Annotated in this window: 16 protein-coding genes; 2 read left to right on the top strand and 14 right to left on the bottom strand. The window is 55.6% G+C overall.

The window, feature by feature from the left end; translation table 11 throughout:
• Nucleotides 1–21: 21 nt before the first annotated feature.
• The 12 genes from E1J53_RS12105 to E1J53_RS12050 all read right to left on the bottom strand — a co-directional run bounded on the left by E1J53_RS12105 (nucleotide 22) and on the right by E1J53_RS12050 (nucleotide 13663).
• Complete coding sequence (locus E1J53_RS12105; RefSeq protein WP_134273211.1) at nucleotides 22–282, bottom strand: hypothetical protein; 261 nt, start codon at nucleotides 280–282, stop codon at nucleotides 22–24.
• A 10-nt stretch (nucleotides 283–292) separates the two neighbouring features.
• A complete protein-coding gene (gene ygiD, locus E1J53_RS12100; protein ID WP_368671752.1) occupies nucleotides 293–1120 on the bottom strand; it encodes a 4,5-DOPA dioxygenase extradiol in 828 nt (275 codons plus the stop codon).
• Nucleotides 1121–1375: 255 nt separating this feature from the next.
• Complete coding sequence (locus E1J53_RS12095; protein ID WP_134273209.1) at nucleotides 1376–2440, bottom strand: hypothetical protein; 1065 nt, start codon at nucleotides 2438–2440, stop codon at nucleotides 1376–1378.
• Nucleotides 2441–2498: 58 nt separating this feature from the next.
• Complete coding sequence (locus E1J53_RS12090; protein ID WP_134273208.1) at nucleotides 2499–2903, bottom strand: hypothetical protein; 405 nt, start codon at nucleotides 2901–2903, stop codon at nucleotides 2499–2501.
• 15 nt (nucleotides 2904–2918) lie between these two features.
• Entirely contained in the window at nucleotides 2919–5093 is a 2175-nt protein-coding gene (locus E1J53_RS12085) for a S9 family peptidase (RefSeq protein ID WP_134273207.1), read from the bottom strand.
• A 153-nt stretch (nucleotides 5094–5246) separates the two neighbouring features.
• Entirely contained in the window at nucleotides 5247–5795 is a 549-nt protein-coding gene (locus E1J53_RS12080; RefSeq protein ID WP_134273206.1) for a 5-formyltetrahydrofolate cyclo-ligase, read from the bottom strand.
• A 27-nt stretch (nucleotides 5796–5822) separates the two neighbouring features.
• Nucleotides 5823–6311: a hypothetical protein gene (locus E1J53_RS12075; protein ID WP_134273205.1), complete on the bottom strand. Its 489-nt coding sequence runs from the start codon at nucleotides 6309–6311 to the stop codon at nucleotides 5823–5825.
• Between the two features lie 318 nt (nucleotides 6312–6629).
• Entirely contained in the window at nucleotides 6630–8666 is a 2037-nt protein-coding gene (locus E1J53_RS12070; protein WP_134273204.1) for an FN3 associated domain-containing protein, read from the bottom strand.
• 3 nt (nucleotides 8667–8669) lie between these two features.
• Nucleotides 8670–10121 (bottom strand): DUF1501 domain-containing protein, encoded by a 1452-nt coding sequence (locus E1J53_RS12065; protein ID WP_253931558.1) that lies wholly within the window; start codon nucleotides 10119–10121, stop codon nucleotides 8670–8672.
• Nucleotides 10122–10156: 35 nt separating this feature from the next.
• Nucleotides 10157–12502 (bottom strand): PSD1 and planctomycete cytochrome C domain-containing protein, encoded by a 2346-nt coding sequence (locus E1J53_RS12060; RefSeq protein WP_134273202.1) that lies wholly within the window; start codon nucleotides 12500–12502, stop codon nucleotides 10157–10159.
• Between the two features lie 85 nt (nucleotides 12503–12587).
• Entirely contained in the window at nucleotides 12588–13190 is a 603-nt protein-coding gene (locus E1J53_RS12055; protein ID WP_134273201.1) for a hypothetical protein, read from the bottom strand.
• Nucleotides 13191–13321: 131 nt separating this feature from the next.
• Complete coding sequence (locus tag E1J53_RS12050; protein WP_134273200.1) at nucleotides 13322–13663, bottom strand: zinc ribbon domain-containing protein YjdM; 342 nt, start codon at nucleotides 13661–13663, stop codon at nucleotides 13322–13324.
• An 864-nt stretch (nucleotides 13664–14527) separates the two neighbouring features.
• On the opposite strand from E1J53_RS12050, the gene E1J53_RS12045 reads away from it, so the two are divergent.
• Both E1J53_RS12045 and E1J53_RS12040 read left to right on the top strand, forming a co-directional pair.
• Nucleotides 14528–15559: a S8 family serine peptidase gene (locus E1J53_RS12045; protein ID WP_173021465.1), complete on the top strand. Its 1032-nt coding sequence runs from the start codon at nucleotides 14528–14530 to the stop codon at nucleotides 15557–15559.
• A gap of 133 nt (nucleotides 15560–15692) precedes the next feature.
• Nucleotides 15693–18524, top strand: coding sequence for a CHAT domain-containing protein (locus tag E1J53_RS12040; RefSeq protein ID WP_134273198.1), 2832 nt, complete (start codon nucleotides 15693–15695; stop codon nucleotides 18522–18524).
• Between the two features lie 116 nt (nucleotides 18525–18640).
• On the opposite strand, the gene E1J53_RS12035 is transcribed toward E1J53_RS12040, so the two are convergent.
• Nucleotides 18641–19567, bottom strand: coding sequence for an IS3 family transposase (locus E1J53_RS12035; RefSeq protein WP_368671750.1), 927 nt, complete (start codon nucleotides 19565–19567; stop codon nucleotides 18641–18643).
• A gap of 23 nt (nucleotides 19568–19590) precedes the next feature.
• Nucleotides 19591–19857, bottom strand: coding sequence for a transposase (locus E1J53_RS12030; protein WP_134273196.1), 267 nt, complete (start codon nucleotides 19855–19857; stop codon nucleotides 19591–19593).
• Nucleotides 19858–19872: the final 15 nt, after the last annotated feature.

Below are 19872 nucleotides of genomic sequence, written 5' to 3'. Positions count from 1 at the left end.
AAAATACGCTTTTAGCCCGTTCTATTCGAGCCTCATGCTGTAGCCACATTTTTCGCAGCGCATGACATTGGCCTCCGTGATTTCAAAGTCAACGTCTAAGATATCCTCTTCGGTAAATTTCTGCGGTTTCGGACGCGCTGAAGGACTGATCCGTCTCCGAAATATCCAGCGGCGCTTAAACTTAGGACACTTCAATAATAATTCTCCGTAGTAGGCTACGAAGGTGAGCATAAAGCAGCCCGAAAGAAAGAAAAATATCCCTATCCCAATTAAGAGGTTCATACCCACAAGGTTACGAAATCTTCAGGGAGGTCATGGTCAGCGACCCTGCGACGGCCTGATCGTTAAAAAGCTGAATCTGGTCTTCATCGTCCTTCAGCGCCAGGGTGTAGAGCAAGGGGAGGTAGTGCTCCGGGGTGGGAATGGCGAGTTGGAAGGCGGTGCCCTGGGCTGCGTAGTTAATTAACGGACGGAAATCGCCCGTAGTAATATGCTCCTTCATCTTCTGGCTTGCTTCGGCGGCCCAGTCGTAGGCAAACCCCACTTCGTTCAGGCGGTTCCAGGCTACCTTCCGGAGGTTATGGACCATGTTTCCACTGCCAACGATCAAAACGCCCTTTTTGCGAAGGGCTGCGAGTTCTTTGGCCAGTTCAAAATGCTGCTGAGGAGATTTACCGTAGTCCAGACTCATCTGAATGACGGGTACATCGGCCTCGGGGTACATATGCTTGATGACGCTCCAGGCACCGTGATCAAGCCCCCACTGGTCATCCAGTGCTACCGGGGTGCGAGAGACGATGTCCTTCGTTTCCCGAGCTAAGTCCGGATCTCCGGGAGCCGGGTACTGCACGGCAAAAAGTTCCTGAGGGAATCCGCCAAAATCATGAATGGTTCTTGGGTTAGCCATGGCCGTCACCCGGGTGCCCCTGGTTTCCCAGTGGGCAGAAATACACAGGATCGCGCGTGGTTTTTCGATGGTTTTTCCTACCTGTCGGAATCCCGCCACGAATTCATTTTCCTCGATGGCGTTCATGGGGCTGCCGTGCCCCAAAAACAGGACGGGCATTTTATCGGTATTGCTGAAGGCGTTGACCGTTTTCTCTAATGCTTGTAGCTTCATCGTTGTTCCGGTTAGGGGTAAGATGGCCAGACTTTGCAGGAAAGTTTTTCTATTCATCCTGATGGCATTGTTCCTTCCAATCGTCGTTGGAGGAATGGTAATGGCATGAAAACAGAGCAGTCAGTAAATTTGTTGTACCTACATCAATTTTTACTGATAAAGCCTGCCTCGCAGCGATTGGGACGATGAAATATATTATGGTTACGTCGGCTCTATTCTGGGCAGTATTTTAAATCAGCATCTATTATTGAATACTTAAAAAATCCGATCAAAAGTTATCCCATTAAATCTATATACGGCCGCAGGAGACTCCCCGGCGAATAGGAGTTCCCCTCCACTAGTCAAAAATATGGTCCATATGAGCTCACTGTTAACGCCCTGATCAGAAGAGTAATTGGTGAATTCTTCGGTCCTCGGATTAAATGCCCAAATGCCGGAATAGGCGGTGCCCAACCACATTTGACCTAAGGTGTCCTCCGCAATTGAAAAAGCTCTATGGAGAGTTTTTGCTGCTCCACTGTTTTTAGTTAAGCCGTATTTTTTGGTGAAATCAATGGTCCTATGTCCATCAAAAACGAATATTCCAGCCCCATTATCGGCAATCCATAAATCTCCTTTTCGATCAACAAAAATTCCCCGGATACCCATTTGCCGATCATCGTTCTCTCGACCCATTTCTTTACGCCCAATGGTAATGAAGGAGGTATCTTGTAATCCGAATACTTTTTCCATAGTTCCAACCCATACGACGGTGTCTTTCCCGTGGTAAGCTTTTGTGGTAGGGAAGTACAAATATTTATTTTCAATGTTCTTCTCTACGGGGAAAGGATGGAAACTAGTGCTTAGGTAGTTTATTACGTATAGCCCTGGTTGAGTGTACGTGGTATCGCTTGGGCTTAACCCCCGTTGAAACCAGAGATTCCCCGAGCCGATAATACTGTCTATCTTTTCTTCAATAAAGGATTCGCCTTCATATCTAAAGGCACGCACCCCATTCTCCACCCAAATCGTTCCGTTAATGTCTTGATGGAGATTGCCGGTAATTGCCAACTCATTTCCTTTGTTAAAGTAACGGATACTCTGCCCATCATACATCGCTACATAATCCGGGCTGGAAAACCAGATGTTTCTGTTCCTGTCTTCTACAATATCACGAATGCCGCGGGTTTCTTTTAGCCATAAACTGGTGTCTATTTTATGAGATACATCTCCCTTTGGTGAGGCGATATAATCATTTTTGGATGGGAGACAGGAAAAATTGATACTTAATAGGGTCGTAAGAAAAAATAGGCATCCCGAAATTTTGGCAAACTTCATCATTGAGTTTTGGATTGTTCTAATTGCTTTGCTCCGTCTATTGGGCCAAATTCACGATCGCTTACTCTGAATCAGGTCTAATCTCTGGTTGCAGATAAAAAACTATACTCGCGCCGAGGAAGAGTCCAATCACCGAGAAAATAAGGTCATTGGGGTCGTATACATTATTGCCCCCCAGGTTATGAATTTTCAACTCCTGGGTGGTCACGTAAATGGTAGCCAGGCCGATGGCGATCACGTAAATAAGCTTTCGGTTGAGGGTAAACTGCTTACTTAGGTAAAGGCCGAGGCCCGTTAACGTCAGCACCCCGATTACGCCTTCGCACAAATTGGGGAAGGATAACAGAAAAAGCTTGAACAGTTCACCACCGTCATTCGCCAAAACGCCCGGCCGGATCAATTTAGCAAGGACAAAGGGAATAATGACTCCGATTTGGATTCTCGCCAGTTTTTGGATGTCTTGCATGTTGATCTTTGCACCCTACAACCGCGGATCCCTTCGGTACTCGATTTTGTATTCCCTGGGGGGCGTCATCCCCTTGAGGTGTTCCACGAAGTAATCCCACCGTCGGCGCATCATGTAGAAGGTATCCGCGCCAAAGCCGTGGCGGGCATTGGGGAAGATGATCAGGTCGAAATCCTTGTTGGCCTTGACGAGGGCATCCACCACCAGCAGGGTATTGTAGGGTGGGACATTATCGTCCATGCCTCCGTGGGCCAGCAACAGCTTGCCCCGCAAATTCTCGGCCTGCAGCTGGTTGGCCTGTCGTTCGTAGTTGTTGACGCCGTCTACATCTTCCATCCGGCCGATGTAGCGCTCTCCCCAGTCGTCTTCGTAGTTGCGGTTGTCGTGGTTGCCGGACTCGGAAATGCCCACGTCATAGAAATCGGGATAGTTGAACAGTGCCGCCGCGGTGGCAAAGCCTCCGCCGGAGTGCCCCCAAACGCCCACTCGTTCCAGGTCGAGGTAGGGGTATTTCTTGGCTAACTGCTCCATGCCGGCCACCTGGTCCGGGAGGGTGTTCACGGCCATGTCCCCGTAGCAGGCATCGTGAAAGGCCTTGGAACGGCCGGGGTTGCAGCTGCCCTCAATGACCACCACCACAAAGCCCAGTTCGGCCAGTGCCTGATGGTCGCCCCGGCCGGTGCTGAAGGACCAGGAGCCCACGCTGCCGCCCTGCGGTCCGGGATAGATGTAGTTGACCACCGGATATTTTTGGTCGGGATCCAAGTTGCTGGGCGTAAACATCAGGCCGTATAAATCATACTGGTCATCGGCCGACTTTACGGTAATGGGAGTAGGAGCCTTCCAGAAGGTGGCCGTGAGGCGCGAAATGTCGGTTCTCTCCAGGACTTCCATCAGATTCCCCTTGCGGTCGCGGAGTACGGAGACGGGCGGAACGTTTGGCTGGGAGTAATTATCGACGAAGTACTCGTAGTCGGGGGAGAAATCAATGCGGTGATTGCCGTCTTCCGGAGTGAGCAGTTTCAGGTTTTTCCCCGATAGGTCAACCCGGTAAAGGTGACTGAAGTATGGATTCCGGCCAACTTCCCGGCCGTTTGCCTCAAAGAACAGCACCCCGGCTTCCTCGTCAATGTGCTTGAGCTGCGTGACCACAAAGTCGCCCCGGGTGATCTGCCGTTTCAGCTGACCGGTTTTGGCGTCGTACAGGTAGAGGTGGCCCCAGTTGTCCCGCTCGGAATACCAGATGACCTCGTCGCTACCCTCCAGGTAGTGCCAGTTGATTTCACCCTGGCCGGATTCGTACTGGGTGGCCACTTCTTCTCGTAGGATATCACGGACCTTACCCGTCGTGGCGTCGGCAACCCGAAGTTGCGCTACTTTGTGGTCCCGGGTGGAGGAAACGAAGACCAGTTGCTGGCCACCGTTGATCCACTGGTTGTCGTCAAAGGTTCCCGTACAGGAGATGTCGTCACACAGGGTGCCCCGACGATCGTCGGCGGGCATATCGAGCCGGACCAGCTTCCTCTGCTCCACGTCAATGACCACGCGCTCGATCTGGATGATTTTTTCGTCCTCGGGCAGGGGGTACTTCCAGCTCTTCAGGGTGGGCGCCCCCACGTTGGTGGTCACCAGGTGCATGTCGGATACGTGCCGCTGATCCTGCTGGTAGGTAGCAATCTTTTTGGAGTCCGGCGACCACAACACGATGGGGCGATCACTTTGCCGCCAGCCGGCATTGTCGGTGGCGTAACCGTAATTCTCGACGCCGTCCGTGGTCAGTTGTTGTTCCTCGCCACTGTCTAAGTGGCGCAGCCAGAGGTTCCAGTCCCGGATGAAAACGACCTTGCTTTCGTCCGGCGAAAGGATTTCGGTCCGACGGTCATACTGCGGGGTCGCGTCCCGTTCCGGCAGCATCTCGTTCAGCTTTCCCGGGGAGTCGAAGGTGGTTCTCTTCTTCTCGCCGATGTCGTAGTGCACGTATTCCGCGCCCTTCTCCGCCAGGGTCCGGTACCAAAGCTGATCGTCAGCGACCCAGTTTGCACGAACGTTCATGCGGTCCACCAGCGGGGAGGTGTTGAAGAACAGCTGGCTTTCCGCCCGCTGATAGGTCTCCGCCGTAATTGGGTTTTGGGCGGGGAGGACCAGGGGGAAAAGCAATAAAAAGAAGAGGGGGGCGAAACGTAAATTCATGTGGTGAAGATTGGCGTGGGGTAATCCCGGGGCTGGTTGAAAAATCCGTCGCAAGCCCCAGGGGCTTGCGATGAAACACGGCCTGAAATATACTGTTTTCCGGTAGTTGTTGGGGGGCAAGCAGCGGAACTGCCCCGGTGGAAACGCTTCGCGTTAATGAATCACGCGCCGCAGCTGGATGTCGTGCGGCTCCACCGGAACGGAGTCCACGATTTGATGGGGAAAGCACACGCCAACCGTCAGTGCTTCGGGGTGGTCCGCCAGAAAGGTATCGTAGTACCCTCCGCCGTAGCCGACCCGGAATCCGTTGTGGTCGAAAGCCAGTCCGGCCACCACCATCAGGTCGTAGGGGCCCCGATATTCCTCGGCCGCTTTGGGGTGGTAGGTGTTGAAAATGCCGGGCTCCAGCTTACCCAAATCCGTCAGGATCAGGTGTTGCATCCGGCGGTTTTTGAGTGTTTTTGGCGCTACGACGGTGAGTCCGTGATCCAGGGCACGCTGCAGAAAGGGCAAAACGTTTACCTCCGACCCCATCGGGAGGTAACTATGGATTACCCGTATTTCCCGGCTCAGGGCCAGCTCCCAAAGTTGCTCACAGATGCCTTCCGACTGAAGTTGCCGCTCCCCGGGCGGGAGCTTGTCCCGCTGCTCTAGCATAAGTTGGCGGAGTTGTTTTTTCCGGGTCTTGGGGTCAATGTCCATGGCTGCTTCCGTAGGGTTGGAGCAAATTTAGCTGCCGATGGACATTTTATTGAGGGTCTCCTGCAGTCGCGTAAGGTCCGTGCAGCCAATGAAAAATAATTCACCCGCCCGGGTCCGGATGGACAGGCCATTTCGGCCGGTCAGGGAATACCGCTTTTCGTGGTTGAAGGTAATGTTTCCTCCTCCCCACTGGGCTACCTCGGAAGTCCGCACGATGGCGCACTTGTCGATTTCCTCCCACGAAATGGAATGCTTCTTTTCGTGGAGGGGCGATAATTTAAACTTGACGTTCTTTTCCGTGACGACCACCTTCAGCTTCAATTGGGTGAGCCACCAGATCAGTCCGCCGATGGCGGCGGCCACACTAAACAAAAAGATGGCCCCCCAGATTTTGGGTTCCGGGGCGATCAGGAGACTTGTTCCCCGCACCATCGTGACCACGCCAATTAATCCTAATAGGAGTGGGATGAGTTTATTATCGTATCGCTGGGTTTCCTTGAAATTAACCTTTGTCATGACTGCGTCTATTTGGTAGGGAAACGCTTAAAGTACGAATTTCCCGAATAATTTACACTGAGTTAACATTGAATTAACCTTGCGGAAACGTCGTGGGTCCGGTTAAAGTTGTGCTGTGCCCCGGTGAAGCGTCGCCCGAAATCATCCATAAGCCAAGGGAATTCCGTAGCCTGCGTATCCGAATTTCCTGGCCTTCGGGGAAGAGCCTGGCCCCCCGGTTGAACACGAGGATTTCGTTCCACTGCACCTGTACCGGCTGAGCCGAGTATTCCGCTTCGCTTCACGCTCCGCGCCCAACATCAATCTTTTCTCGTCTATTTACTCCACCAGCACCTCGTCCACGAACAGCCAGCAGTTAGCACCGGGAGCCGGATGCCACGGCGGATTCACGCGCTGACTTTCCACCTCAATGCGCAGGAACCGGGCCGCGCGGGGAGTGCCGGACAACAGGTAATTCCGCACTCCGGGCTCGGTTAATTCGGTGGCTGCGGGGTACTGTCGCCGTTGAAGGGGCGTGAAGGTATCGCCGTCCACCGAACTCGCCACGGATATGGAAAGGGGCAGATGGATGTAGGCCCCCGGGGCATTCAGGGCCCCGATCGTCACGCCGCTGATTTCGTGCACGGCGCCCAGGTCCGCGGTAAGTCGGAGGTCCTTGCCCTCAAAACCCAGCCATTTACCGTCGCTAAAGTCGGTGCTCCCCTTTTCAAGGTCGGCGAGGGTGGCCCCGCCTTCGGCCCGGTACTTTTCGTTGGGCGCCGTGGCCAGATCGATCCGCGCCACTGGAACGCCGGACTTCATAAATACTTTGCTCACCGGATCGCTGTCTTCCCAGCCGTCCATGGCCAACACGGCCCGCACTTCACTGGTCGCCCGCAGGTGAAAGGGACCGGTGTAGACGGGGGAATCTTCCCCCGGCGTACTGCCGTCCAGGGTGTACCGAATCTCTCCCCGCGGCGCCTTGGTCTCCAGCTCGATGAGCAGGGAATCCACGAAAAGTTCCGCTTCGGCCACGATGAGCGGCGCCACCAGCTTCGGACGACCAAACTGGGCGACGTCGACGCCACCGATGACCTCCAGACCCGGAAAATGTTGCTCCCAGAAAGCCCCCTTGATTTGCTCCAGGGGCGTCCGCCAAACGTAGAGTTTTTCCAGCCGGGGCAGTTGCCGGAGGGTGGTAAAAATGGAGGTGTCCACCCGGGTGCCCACCAGATTCAGCACCGCCAGATTTTCCAGGCCAGCCAGTCCCGTTAGGCTAGCAGCGGATACGGCGGTATGGCTCAAGTCGAGGCGTTGCAAATGGGGCAGCTTTCCCAGAACGTGCAGGCGTTCCTTCTCCAGTCCGGTCTTCGCCAGATTCAGTTCCCGGATGGCTGGCCCCACGCGGCGTAAAACGCTCAGGGCATCGGTAGAGAAGCTGTCGGGCTCCGCTACCGCTACCGCAATCCAGGGCGCGTTGGCGCTCAACTTTTCCACCAGGAATCCGCCTTGCCGCAAGCGTTGGATCTCCCGCGGGCTAGGGGCATCAATCTGGGGGGCATTACTGGCCCGCAGCTCGTCCAGGTAGGCGGCTACGGCGGGCGTTTGCGCCAGGCTTTCCAGCCGGGCTTCGTAGCCATCCATGCTGTCCACCCACCAGCGCAGGAAGTTTTTCTCGTTGACCGTCAGCTGCAATTTCCCGCTGGGCGGCATGTGTTGTTCGTCGCCTTTGGGCAGGAAAATCCGCTGAATCAACGGACTCTCTTCCGCCATTCCGGCGACGAGGATTTGTCCGTTTTCACCGCCACGGCGCCAGCCGTTCAGATCGTGCAGCAGCAGTTCTCCCTTGGCTTTTTGGGGGTTGTGGCAGCTCACGCACTTCCGTTCTACGATGGGCAGTACCAACTGCTCAAAGACGTGGGCCTCCTGCAGGTTTTTGGGGAGTGTTTGGCCCCTAATTCGCAGGGGGCGGGTCAGAAAATCTTCTCCGTGCGTCAGGCTCCCGCCCAGGTGGCCCGTGACCGCCACCAGTCCGATCAGGGCCGTGAAGAGGAGGCCGAAAGCACCGCGGTTTTTCCACCGACGGTAAGCCCACCAGACCAGCGGGACGCCCAGGGTGACGGCAATGCCCGCATACTTGTGTCGCTCCAACAACTCCCCTTCGTAGCCGCCGCCGTTGGCGAGTAGTAGTCCTGTGATGGTGGTGGCTAAAGAAGTAGCCAGGCCTACCCCAAGAGCAAAGTTGAAGTTGGGTGGCCGCTGCTTTCGTCCGAGCAACTGCGCGTAGCCCCAGTGCAGATAGACGTACAACAGAATGCCGATGGGCAGGTGCAGCAACAGGGGGTGGAAGCGACCGAAGTAGAGGAGTGCGTCCATGAATCAGCTCAGGATGTCGTGAATCACCTCCCCGCTCACGTCGGTCAGCCGGAAGCGGCGCCCCTGGTACTTGTAGGTGAACTTTTCGTGGTCGATGCCCAGCTGGTGCAGCAGGGTAGCCTGGAAATCGTGGACGTGCACCGGGTTCTCCAGGATGTTGTAGCCGTATTCGTCCGTTTTCCCGTAGGTGATGCCGGGCTTGATGCCGCCCCCGGCCATCCAGATGGTGAAGCAACGGGGATGGTGATCACGGCCGTAGTTCGTATTGGTCAGGACGCCCTGGGAGTAGTTGGTGCGCCCGAATTCCCCTCCCCAAATGACCAGGGTGTCTTCCAGCATTCCGCGCTGTTTGAGGTCCATGACGAGGGCCGCCGAGGCCTGGTCCACGTCCCGCGCCTGGTTTTTGATTGCCGACGGCAGGTTGTCGTGCTGATCCCATCCCATGTGGTAGAGCTGAATGAAACGTACGCCCCGCTCCGCGAGTCGGCGGGCCAGCAGGGCATTGGCCGCGAAGGTACCGGCCTGCATGGACTCGGGACCGTACATTTTGTAGACGTAGTCCGGTTCGCCGCTGGTGTCCATGATCTCCGGCACGGAGGTCTGCATCCGGTAGGCCATCTCGTACTGGGCGATGCGGCCCGAAATTTCCGGATCCCCGAATTCTTGCTCGTGGCGGTGGTTCAGTTCCGCGACCAGATCGATCATTCTCCGGCGTCCGGCCCGGTCCATGCCCTCCGGGTCCCGAAGAAAGAGGACCGGATCCTTCGCCGCCCGAAACTGTACGCCCTGGTGCAGGGAATGCAGGAAGCCGTTGCCCCACAGGCGACTGTAGAGCGGCTGCCCGAACTTGCGCCCCGTGCCCCGCGACAGCAGTACCGTGAAGGTGGGCAGGTTTTCGTTCATACTGCCCAGGCCGTAGCTCAGCCAGGAGCCGATGCTGGGGCGACCGGATTGCTGGGACCCGGTCTGAAAGAAGGTGATGGCGGGGTCGTGATTGATCGCCTCGGTGTGCATGGATCTGATGATGCAGAGATCGTCGACTACGCGGGCCGTGTGCGGTAGCAGGTCGCTGAGTTCCGCTCCGCTTTCGCCGTGGCGGCGAAAGGGATAGAGCGAGCCGACGAGCGGGAAGGCATCCTGTCCGGAGGTCATGCCGGTCAACCGCTGCCCCCGCCGGATGGCTTCCGGGAGGTCCTGCCCCCGCAGCTGATTGAGCAGGGGCTTGTGGTCAAAGAGTTCCAGCTGGGACGGGCCGCCGCTCTGGAACAGGTAAATCACCCGGCGGGCCTTGGGGGCAAAGTGCAGTTTCCCTTCGGAGAGCACCCCGCTCAGGCGTTGGGCCATGGCCGCGGCGGGGTCATCCGTCGGTCCGGAAGGCGTACACCCCAGCAAGCCGCCGAGGGCGGCGGTGCCCAGTCCGAGGGCGCTCTTGGCGAGAAAAGCACGCCGATTCATCTGGTAAGCTCTCGTTCCGAATTCTTTGTGCATAATCAGGATCGGCTGATGGATTCGTCAAGGTTGTAAATGGCCATGGCCACCAGGGTGTGGGCGGCCATTTCGGGGGCGGGGAGCAAATCCCGCTGGGGAGCATCGCCCGTTTCCAGGAGGCCGACCGCCTCCGCCTCGTCGGTGGCCAGCGCCGCCAGCTCCGTCTGGTAGTATTCTTGGAGGCGGTCCAGGGTTGCCGGATCCGGATGCCGACTGGTGGCCGCGAGGTACATAAAGGTAATCCGGTCCGTCACGGAAGCGTGGCGCTCGATGGACTGATAGGCCAAGTTACGGGCCGCTTCGATCACCTGCGGACTGTTCATCATCACCAGCGCCTGCAGGGGGGTGGAGGTGGTTTCGCGGTTGACCATGCAGAAATCCCGGGTGTTGGCGTCGAAGGTAATCATGTCCGGTGGTGGCACCGTTCGTTTCCAGAAGGTGTACAGTGAGCGCCGGTACTGCTTGTCTCCCCGGTCCATCTCGTAGCGGGCCGTGCTGCCACCCCCGCCGCCGATGACCTCCCGCCACAGCCCCTCGGGCTGGTAGGGCTTCACGCTGGGGCCGCCGACCTGCCGCACCAGCAATCCGCTGGAGGCGAGGAAATGATCCCGGATTTTTTCCGCCGATAGCCGTCTCCGCTCCCCCCGGGCGTAGAGGATGTTTTCGGGGTCGCGGGCCCGTTGGGCTGCCGTCGTTCGGGACGATTGCCGGTAGGTGGCCGAGCTGACGATGTATCGCAGCATCGCCTTCATGTCCCAGCCGCTCTCCACGAAGCGACTCGCCAAGTGGTCGAGCAGTTCCGGGTGGGTGGGCAGCGCTCCCTGCGCCCCGAAATCATCGGGGGTGCTGACGATGCCCCGCCCGAAGCACATCATCCACAGGCGGTTGACCATGACGCGGGCCGTCAGGGGGTTATCGGGGTCGAAGAGCCAGTCGGAGAGGCCCCGCCGGTTGGCGGGGCGGTCGCCGAAGGGAAGCACGCTGGCCGGAACGTTCGGCCGGACTGCCCGCTGCGGGTTGTCGTAAGCGCCCCGGCCCAGGACGAAGGTGGTGCGCGGCGTGGGTTGTTCTTCCATAACCATCAACTCGATGCGCGGCACGGAGTCCAGGTTATTGATGAAGTGCAGCCTTTCCTCAATTTCCCGGGCGGTCAGGGTGATGAAGGGTTCCGGCGTCGCGCCGTAGGTTTCGATGAGGCCCTTCTCGGGAACGTTATTGAAGAAGGCGAACAGACTGTAGAAATCTTCCTGAGAAATGGGATCGTACTTATGGTCGTGGCATTTGGCGCATTCGACCGATAGGCCAAGGAAGGCTTTGCCAAAGGTCTGGGTACGATCCGCGACGTATTCGACCCGGTATTCTTCGGGAATCACCCCGCCTTCCTGGGTGATTTTGTGGTTGCGGTTGAAGCCGGTGGCAATCTTCTGTTCGAGGGTGGCGTCGGGCAGGAGGTCACCGGCGAGTTGGTAGCCGACGAACTGATCGTAGGGCATGTTCTCCCGGAAGGCGTGAATCACCCAGTCACGCCAGGGCCACATCACGCGCTCCAGGTCGTCCTGGTAGCCGTGGGTGTCGGCGTAGCGCGCTACGTCCATCCACTGAGCCGCCATGTTTTCCGCGTAGGCAGGTCCGCTCAGGTACCGATCAACGAGTTGAGCGTAGGCATCCGGGCCCGTGTCCCCCAGGAAGCGGTCGATTTCTTCCGGACTGGGCGGCAGCCCCGTCAGGTCAAAGGCCAGGCGACGAATGAGGAGCTCCTTTTCGGCTTCCGGGCTGGGCGAAAGCCCCGCAGCTTCGATCTTGGAGAGGATGAAGTGGTCAATCCCGTTGCGGACGAAATCAGTTGCCGCTACTGCGGGCAGCGCGGGGTCGGTGAGGGGCTGGAAAGACCAGTGGTCTTCGTAGGCCGCTCCCTGCTCGATCCATTTTTTCAGGATGGCCTTCTCGTACTCCTCCAGCCTCAGGTTGGATTCGGGCGGGGGCATCACGATGGTGGGGTCGGTGGCGTAAATCCGGTCCACCAGGGTGCTGGCCGCGACGTCCCCCGGGACGATGGCAAAGTGATCCTGCTGCTCCCCCAGGGGCAGCGTTGCCCCCGCGGCGTGGGACAGGGAGAGTCCGGCTTCGATCTTCGCCCGGTCCGGTCCGTGGCAGGCGTAGCAGCGATCCGACAGAATGGGCCGGACGTGGTAATTAAAGGAAATGACCTCCGGGATGGACGGTGCGGCTTCGCTGGTGGCCAGGGGATTGCCCGGCACGGATGCCGTGCCGTCGGGGGTACAGCCGGGGAGGATGCTCCACAGCAGCAGTGCTAAAAAAGAGTAACCGGGCAGCAAGCGTCTTGGCATGATCTGGCTTTGCCGGCTAAAATAAAGAATTCGGGGCGGCGAATGGGGTGGGGTGGTGGGTAAGGCTGTAAAGCCTCCCAAATTGCTACCGCAACCAGATCGCCTCACCTTCCAGCAGGGTGAGACCGATAAAGCCCGCCTCGGTATTGTAATAACTGTTGTCCAGATTGGTCACTCCGGGATTGAGGAAACCGTAGTTCTGTACGAGCACATCGTGGTACTGCCGTCCGTTAATTACGGTATCGGGGATGACGCGCATGGAAGAGTTATTCCCCGCCGTAATCGCTCCGTCGTCCGTGTACTCAGTAAACATGTTATTCACCCGCGAAGCGCCGTTGGCGATGATGTCCACCCTGAAATCCAGCACGTCACTGCAACCGCATAACTCGATTCTGATGCTTAAGTTGTTGTTCTCGTTAGCGCCACTGAAGTCAAAATCGAGGGTTTCGTAACAACTTAGCTCGCTCGCCCCGCCGAACGTTTCCATGACGGTAGCCGAAAAGCTGGTACCGTCCGAGGCGTCGAAGGTGAGCACTTGACCATCTTCGTAGGGTACGGCGTCGATCAGCAGTTGGTTTACCGGATCAACGGTTGGACAGGGAATGGAATCGGCGCCGGTCTCGAAGAGCTCACAGGCCGGAAGGAAGAGGGAGAAGAGGAGGAGATGAAAAAATCGGGAAAAGGACATTTTTTGGGCGTTTATGAACTGTCGCGGCCTTGCTGGGACGAAAGAAAGTAGCAAAAATCGCTTCCCGAGAGAGGACCAAGTGATCACTGAGCTGGTGCGCCGACGCTCAGGAGAGTCCGTAATTTCGGGAGTCAGGCTTTTCTCACAAACTCGGATTTTAATCCCATGGCCCCGAATCCTTCAATTTTACAGCTGATGTTGTGGTCGCCTTCTGCCAACCGGATGTTTTTAACCTTGGTTCCCGCTTTAATCGGTTTTGGCGCGCCCTTCACCGGAAGGTTCTTGATGACGATTACGGAGTCGCCATCGTGCAGTTCATTGCCGTTGGCGTCGAGAATTTTCGGCGTTTCGGCTGCTGCCTGCTCGGCTGGATTCCACTGAAAATCGCATTCAGGACAAGCGTATACTCCACTGCCCAGGGAGTAACCGTAGGGTGAATTACACTCGGGACAGGGTTTCATTTCATCGGACATATTTCCTTGCTTTTTTGGGGGCGCCAACCCAAACGTTCGTCGCCCACCGACGCTTGCGTTAGCCATTCAGTTGACTTCAGTAGCGGGCTGATCTTGGCACCGAAGACAGGATAAGGGGCGCAATGTACGCTACTTCCAGGTGCTCTGCGAGTGAACTTTCCCTAAGTCTTACTTGGTTGGATGCCCGGCAGCCGTCACCGAAGCCAGCTTAGCCCAGCGAGGTTATCGGTCTTTCACCAAATATTACGAACAACTTTTCCATGGTTCATGAACCTCCGTATACGAGAACCGTACGTACGGTGGCCCGCCTCCTTAGTCGGGTAAATGTGAGAGGGATAAGGAGTCACTATTGGGTGGCTCCTTACCCTACTCGATTGTAGGTAGTTTCAATTTTTAAACCTACCATCACTAGACTACGAACTAGTTTTTTTTCAATCAAAACCACACCAGATTTTGTGCGAACCCATTACTAGATGCAGGTACTTCTCCTTGTTTTTTTTTATTCAAACTGGGAAAAAATTCCCCTCATTAAATATATTTCTCTAACTTCATTAATGCTGCTGCCAAACTGCGTTTTGGATAGTTAATCCCCCCCTTTTTACAAAGCCATTAATTTCACTATCGTAAGCTCGCACAGCATTCTTATATCATCAAAACACCACACTAAACATGAGCACCGACCCTTATTTAATCATCACCCTTAAAGAAGAAACTACCCGCGGTACTGGCACGACTCGCGGCGGTACGCGAGGAGGCACCCGAGGTTTCAGTCCCTCTTCTAGTACCCGGAGCATTACCTCCATTGAGACCGCCAATCTCAACCCTAGAGAAGCTACTTCCGCCGCGAACGAAAGAAACCAATTGGTGCTGCCAGATCTTTCCATCCGATTGGTCCCGCCGTTTCCAGCAAATGGATCGAACGGTGGAGTCAGTACGGCAGATGCTAGCGATAATACCTGGGGGATTGAAGCCACCGGCGTCGCCAATAGTCGATTTGACGGCAGTGGCGTAAAAGTAGCGGTACTCGACACCGGTATTGTTGAGCATCCAGCCTTTGACGGTCTGAATATCTTAAAAAAGGACTTCACCGATGAGGGCATCGAAGACCTGGATGGCCACGGTACGCATTGCGCAGGCACCATTGCCGGACAACGGATTCTAGGACAACCACGCTTTGGAGTAGCCCCCAATATTGATCAGCTACTAGTGGCCAAAGTAATTCCTTCGGATGGTGGAGGATCCAGTTTGGCGCTTGTGCAGGCCATACAATGGGCCATGCAGAATGGTGCAGACATTATTTCCATGTCCCTAGGCTTTGATCTTCCCGGGGCGGTCGAGGGGATGATTGCTGACGGTTGGCCGGCAGATCTTGCTGCTTCCCGTGCCCTCCAAACCTACCAGGCCAACGTAGAAGCCTTTGCGGCCCTGGCAAATGCCGGCTTTGCCATGGCGGGAGTTGGTGCCGGCAGCTTGATCGTTGCGGCAGCGGGCAACGAAAGCAAAAGAGAAATTAACGATGATTACGTCATTGGCGTAGCGCCCCCCGCTGCGGCTCCCGGAGTACTTTCCGTTGGCGCCATCGGATCTACCGGCTCCTCTTCGACCAATTTCACCGTGGCACCATTTTCCAATACATCGCCCAACCTGTCAGCCCCCGGAGTAGACATTCTATCCGCCTGGATTGGCGGCGGGATGGAATCGATTAGCGGAACGAGTATGGCCACTCCTCACGTAGCGGGGATTGCCGCACTATGGATGCAACAGCTTCGGGAACAAATTGGCATTGTTACACCTGACACCATAAAAAATATGCTGATGGGACGCGCCCGAAATGACGTATTCCAGGGGGGGTGGTCCGCAGTAGATGTAGGGCTTGGATTGGCAATTGCACCGTAATAATGGTGCCGTGAGATTCTTTAATTGAGGCTTGCTTTTTGAGAAGTGGGCTGACAAATGATGATCTGTGGGGACAAATCAGTTACAAGAAGTGCTGGCAGCGCTTCGGACGATAGTGCCGAAGAACGCCACCATGTCAGATATCAAAGCTGGCGAAGCAGTATTGGCGAGTAACCCTGAGTATCAGGGGAAGCCAGATTGGATAGAACTGTGCAATTTATTGGCCAACTTCTACCTCGAGGTGCCCGAAGGAAATCGCCAAGACAATCTTGTGCGAGCCAAGCAGCTGTACGTAATGCTATTAGGACAAGACCCCAGCCTTCACGTTATGGCCAAATCGCTCAACGGACTGGCAAATATTGTTGGGCTTGATTCGGAATCCACTGATGCAGATTTTGATGTCGCCATTTCCAAGCTCAAATCCTTCCTCGTTCGGTATGAAAAAAAGGCAGCCCCCCACCAGATAACAACACTCTTGGGCACCAGCGCCTTTCTGCTCATGAAACGCCCCGGCGGTGATCGCATCGGGGCGCTGGAAGAAGCATTGCAACTGCGAAAGAAGGTAGTGACCATACTGGAGTCTGCCCCTGAACTCTCTTCATCCGCAGCAAGGAGTCGGGCACTCTACAATCTGGCCGCGACTCATTTGGAACAAGAATCTGGGATAAGATCCGACCACATCAATTCTGCGATTTTGCGATTACAGGAAGCACTTCCTATGCGGCCCACCGAAAGTGATCCGCATGGGCGGGAGAAAATCCTCCGTGCCCTAGCCGCTATTTATCCTGAGTGGACCGGTGCTGATTCCCTGGCCCACGCCCGGGCGTGGGCGCAAGCTGCAGCAGCAGAAGCACAGCAATTGGCCAACACCACCAGTTCGGTAAAGGCCCGAGAGCAGGGCTTTGCAAATTTTGACCGACAGAGCTCCGCCTTAGGGATAGAATTTGACGGGCTCGAACAATCTTCTCCTGAGACCATCCACCAGTACCTTACTGCCTTATTATCCAATCACCAAAAAGCCTTGGAGCATTATTCGCGAGAAGATAGGCCAACTAAGTGGGCGGAATGGACGGGAGGAATAGGGAGAATTTTGGCTACCTATTATCTATACCTTCAACAGGATAATTTTCTTCCCGAAGCCTTTGCTTCCTATGAAGCTGCCCTTGAACGCATCACTCCGGATGGTCATCCACGACTATACCAAGAATTGCAGGAACGCATTGGGGAATTGGCCCATGCCGCCGAGGATTGGGAGCGATCCATGAACGCCCACCTTGCCGCCATAGAAATAGGAAATAGCCTCTACCAACTGAGCAAAACGAAGGAAAGTCAGGAGGATGTACTTAAGACAATGCGGGGATATTTCATTTTTGGGGCCTACGCTGCGGCTAGAGGCCAACAACGGGAAGTCGCCGTGGAGCTGGCCGAACGGGGGCTAGCCCGCGGATCCGTTGAGCAGATTCTTGCCGCCGAGATTGAATTGACCTCTCTGCCCGAAAAGGTGGTAGAAAAGGTTAGAGCCGCCAGGAGTCGGGTGTCTGAATTGGAGAGACAGCTAAGAACCGAAGGCACTGATTCCATCAGGGAAGTAACCAATAAATTATCGGACTTCGTGCAACGTTCTCCTGACGATTTATCCCTTCGTATTACGAAGGATCCCAAAGGCGTGGTGGATAAGGCGGCGTCGGCGAGGATCGAGTTAGGAAACCAGTTGGCCGAAGCCCGCAAAGCGCTTCGCACGGTACTGGCAGAAGCTCAGGCGCATGCCGGCACGCTTCCTACGACTGAACTTTCGGCAAAAGACATCTCAGCGTTTGCCGAAAGTGTAGGTTACCCGATAATTTATCTACTAGCAACCATGCACGGGACCATGGCACTCATTGTGTCGCCCAATGGTCTAATCTATACCTTGAGCATTTCGGGTTTTGGCAGCAGGGAAACCAATATTTTGTTACACGGCAACGAAGAGCTCCCAGGATATCTTCGAGCCGCGATTTATGAAGAAGTCGAAGATCTTCAGGAGTCACTAAATACCTGCGTTCCGTTACTCGGTGGGATAATTTCGACAATTACGGACACGCTCAATAAAATGGGCCACGCAGAAGCAGCGCTCATTCCGTTGGGTTCCTTAGGCCAACTGCCCTTGCACGCCGCCACTTACGAGTCCAACGTAGTTTTTCGCATGCTGCCCAGTGCCAGGGTACTAGCCCCCTTACTTGCTAATCGAACAAACGCCTCCTCCGGCAGGGAACCCACCTTATTTGCCCTAGCTCCTCCCGACCGAAAAGATGAAGAAGAACTCCCCTACGCCCTGGTTGAGACATTGGTCACCGCAACACAATTCGAGGGCACCGGTCATGGGGTCAAATTAGCCGCCAAAGGGGCCAAAAACGATGAGTTTTTTGCGGCAGCCTCCAGTTCCACTCATCTGCACCTTGCGTGCCACGCGAAGTTTAGTCCCGCCGATCCACTCTCGTCAAGAGTGGTCATTGGAACGGACAATGAGTTGATCCTCGAAGAACTCATTCATCACCAAGGAGATTTAAGTGGCGTGCAGCTAGCCGTACTCTCTGCTTGTCAAACCGCGATTAGTGACGCCGACCTGCCCGATGAGTCCACCGGTTTCCCCAATGCGTTATTAACGGTTGGCGTACAAAATGTGGTCACCACCAGTTGGTCGGTGAATGACCTGGCAGCCTTGTTTTTCTCCCATCATTTCTACCAACAAATTGACGCAGGAAAGAGTGCCGCGGAGGCCACCGCAGTAGCCAATAGGTGGTTAAGCACCCTTACCGCCGAAGAGCTTGCCGCAGAGGCCAAACAAATGCAATCGTCCATCCCGGCCGACGACTTTACTGCCCAGAACAGCATTAACCAGATAATTGCCCACTATGGTTTATCGCGCTCGCAGCGTCCTTTTGAGGATTGGATACACTGTGCTGCGTTTTCTTGTTATGGGTTGTGAGGGAGGAGCTTTGGGGGGGGGGGGAGACTTTAGTAAGGGGGGGGTAGCGTTGTGGGAGGTATTTTTTTTTAACATTCAACATAGTGTAGCCTTCCCAAACTTTGGACAGTCTCAAATTAGACAATTTCGGGGTGTTTGCTACCCGTAGACAGCCCCCCTTGGTCCGGGATGCGATCGTGCAAGGCCGCGCCGGCCCTTAAGGGCGGCGCGTTCATTTTAGCCTTGCTCGACTCGACAGACCGGGCAAGATCCTGGTCGCAGGAATCGGCAAATACCTTCGGAGGTAACCCACCGTTGCCCGCGTGCGGATGGTAGGTATTATAATCGTGGCGGAAGCGATCGGCGATGATGTTGAACTGTTCGTAGCTATCGAAGAGATAGGCGTCGAGCACATCTTCGCGGAAGTGTCGGTTGAAGCGTTCGATGTATGCGTTTTGCGTTGGTTTACCCGGTTGAATGTAGAGGAGTTCGATCCGGTGGGCGACGGCCCAGTCGGTGAATGCAGCCGAGGTAAACTCCGGTCCGTTATCTACGCGGATGCGCTTTGGATAGCATCTCCGCTCTTCGGCAATACGATCCAGGGTACGGATCACGCGTCCGCTCGGATAGCTCAGGCTACCTTCGCAGCAGAGCGCTTCTCGATTATAGTCATCAATAACGTTGAGCACGCGTAACTTGCGGCCGTCTTCCAGGCTGTCCGACATGAAGTCCATACTGTAGGTATCGTTGAGCTGTGTAGGCTCTTGCAAGGGCTGAGGGTCCCGACTCGGCGGGCGGCGCTTGACTGCTCGACGTTTGACCAAACCTAGTTTGCGATACACGCGCAGGACGCGCTTACGGTTCCATAGAAGGCCTTCTTGCCGGATGCGCCCATAGTACTCGTCAAAGCCTCGTGTGGGCATCCTCCGAGCATAGCTGCGTAGTATGTCCTCAACGACGGAGTCGTCGCGCTGCGTGCGATAGTAGCAACTCGAGCGTGCCAGACCCACCGTACGGCAGATCATACTCAGACTAGCTTCGTACTTGTCTTTGAGATAACTCACGAGTGCACGTTTGGCAGAAGGCCCTACCACTTTTTTCCCAGGGCGTCTTTCAACATGGTGATCTGGAGCGCCTGATCGGCGAAAAGCTGTTTAAGCTTGCGGTTCTCTTCTTCCAACTCTTTGAGGCGCTTGAGTTCGCTGCTCTCCATGCCGGAATACTTTTGCCGCCAGTTGTAAATCGTACCAGCCGACACGCCCAGTTCGCGCGCCAAGTCGCTGACCGAGACACCCTGCTCGTTGCGTTTGAGCGCAGTAATGATCTGCGTCTCGCTAAATCGGTTCTTTTTCATAACAACTCGAATTTA

Origin of the sequence: Lewinella sp. W8 (genome assembly GCF_004375085.3) — a bacterium.
In the GTDB taxonomy this organism is placed as follows: Bacteria; Bacteroidota; Bacteroidia; order Chitinophagales; family Saprospiraceae; genus Neolewinella.
This window is presented reverse-complemented; position numbering and strand designations above follow the sequence as displayed.

Coding starts and splice junctions, on each gene's coding strand:
- E1J53_RS12105 (WP_134273211.1), bottom strand. CDS start 282: ATGAACCTCTTAATTGGGATAGGGATATTTTTCTTTCTTTCGGGCTGC.
- E1J53_RS12095 (WP_134273209.1), bottom strand. CDS start 2,440: ATGATGAAGTTTGCCAAAATTTCGGGATGCCTATTTTTTCTTACGACC.
- E1J53_RS12060 (WP_134273202.1), bottom strand. CDS start 12,502: ATGCCAAGACGCTTGCTGCCCGGTTACTCTTTTTTAGCACTGCTGCTG.
- ygiD (WP_368671752.1), bottom strand. CDS start 1,120: ATGAAGCTACAAGCATTAGAGAAAACGGTCAACGCCTTCAGCAATACC.
- E1J53_RS12090 (WP_134273208.1), bottom strand. CDS start 2,903: ATGCAAGACATCCAAAAACTGGCGAGAATCCAAATCGGAGTCATTATT.
- E1J53_RS12055 (WP_134273201.1), bottom strand. CDS start 13,190: ATGTCCTTTTCCCGATTTTTTCATCTCCTCCTCTTCTCCCTCTTCCTT.
- E1J53_RS12030 (WP_134273196.1), bottom strand. CDS start 19,857: ATGAAAAAGAACCGATTTAGCGAGACGCAGATCATTACTGCGCTCAAA.
- E1J53_RS12070 (WP_134273204.1), bottom strand. CDS start 8,666: ATGGACGCACTCCTCTACTTCGGTCGCTTCCACCCCCTGTTGCTGCAC.
- E1J53_RS12065 (WP_253931558.1), bottom strand. CDS start 10,121: ATGAATCGGCGTGCTTTTCTCGCCAAGAGCGCCCTCGGACTGGGCACC.
- E1J53_RS12080 (WP_134273206.1), bottom strand. CDS start 5,795: ATGGACATTGACCCCAAGACCCGGAAAAAACAACTCCGCCAACTTATG.
- E1J53_RS12075 (WP_134273205.1), bottom strand. CDS start 6,311: ATGACAAAGGTTAATTTCAAGGAAACCCAGCGATACGATAATAAACTC.
- E1J53_RS12040 (WP_134273198.1), top strand. CDS start 15,693: ATGTCAGATATCAAAGCTGGCGAAGCAGTATTGGCGAGTAACCCTGAG.
- E1J53_RS12050 (WP_134273200.1), bottom strand. CDS start 13,663: ATGTCCGATGAAATGAAACCCTGTCCCGAGTGTAATTCACCCTACGGT.
- E1J53_RS12085 (WP_134273207.1), bottom strand. CDS start 5,093: ATGAATTTACGTTTCGCCCCCCTCTTCTTTTTATTGCTTTTCCCCCTG.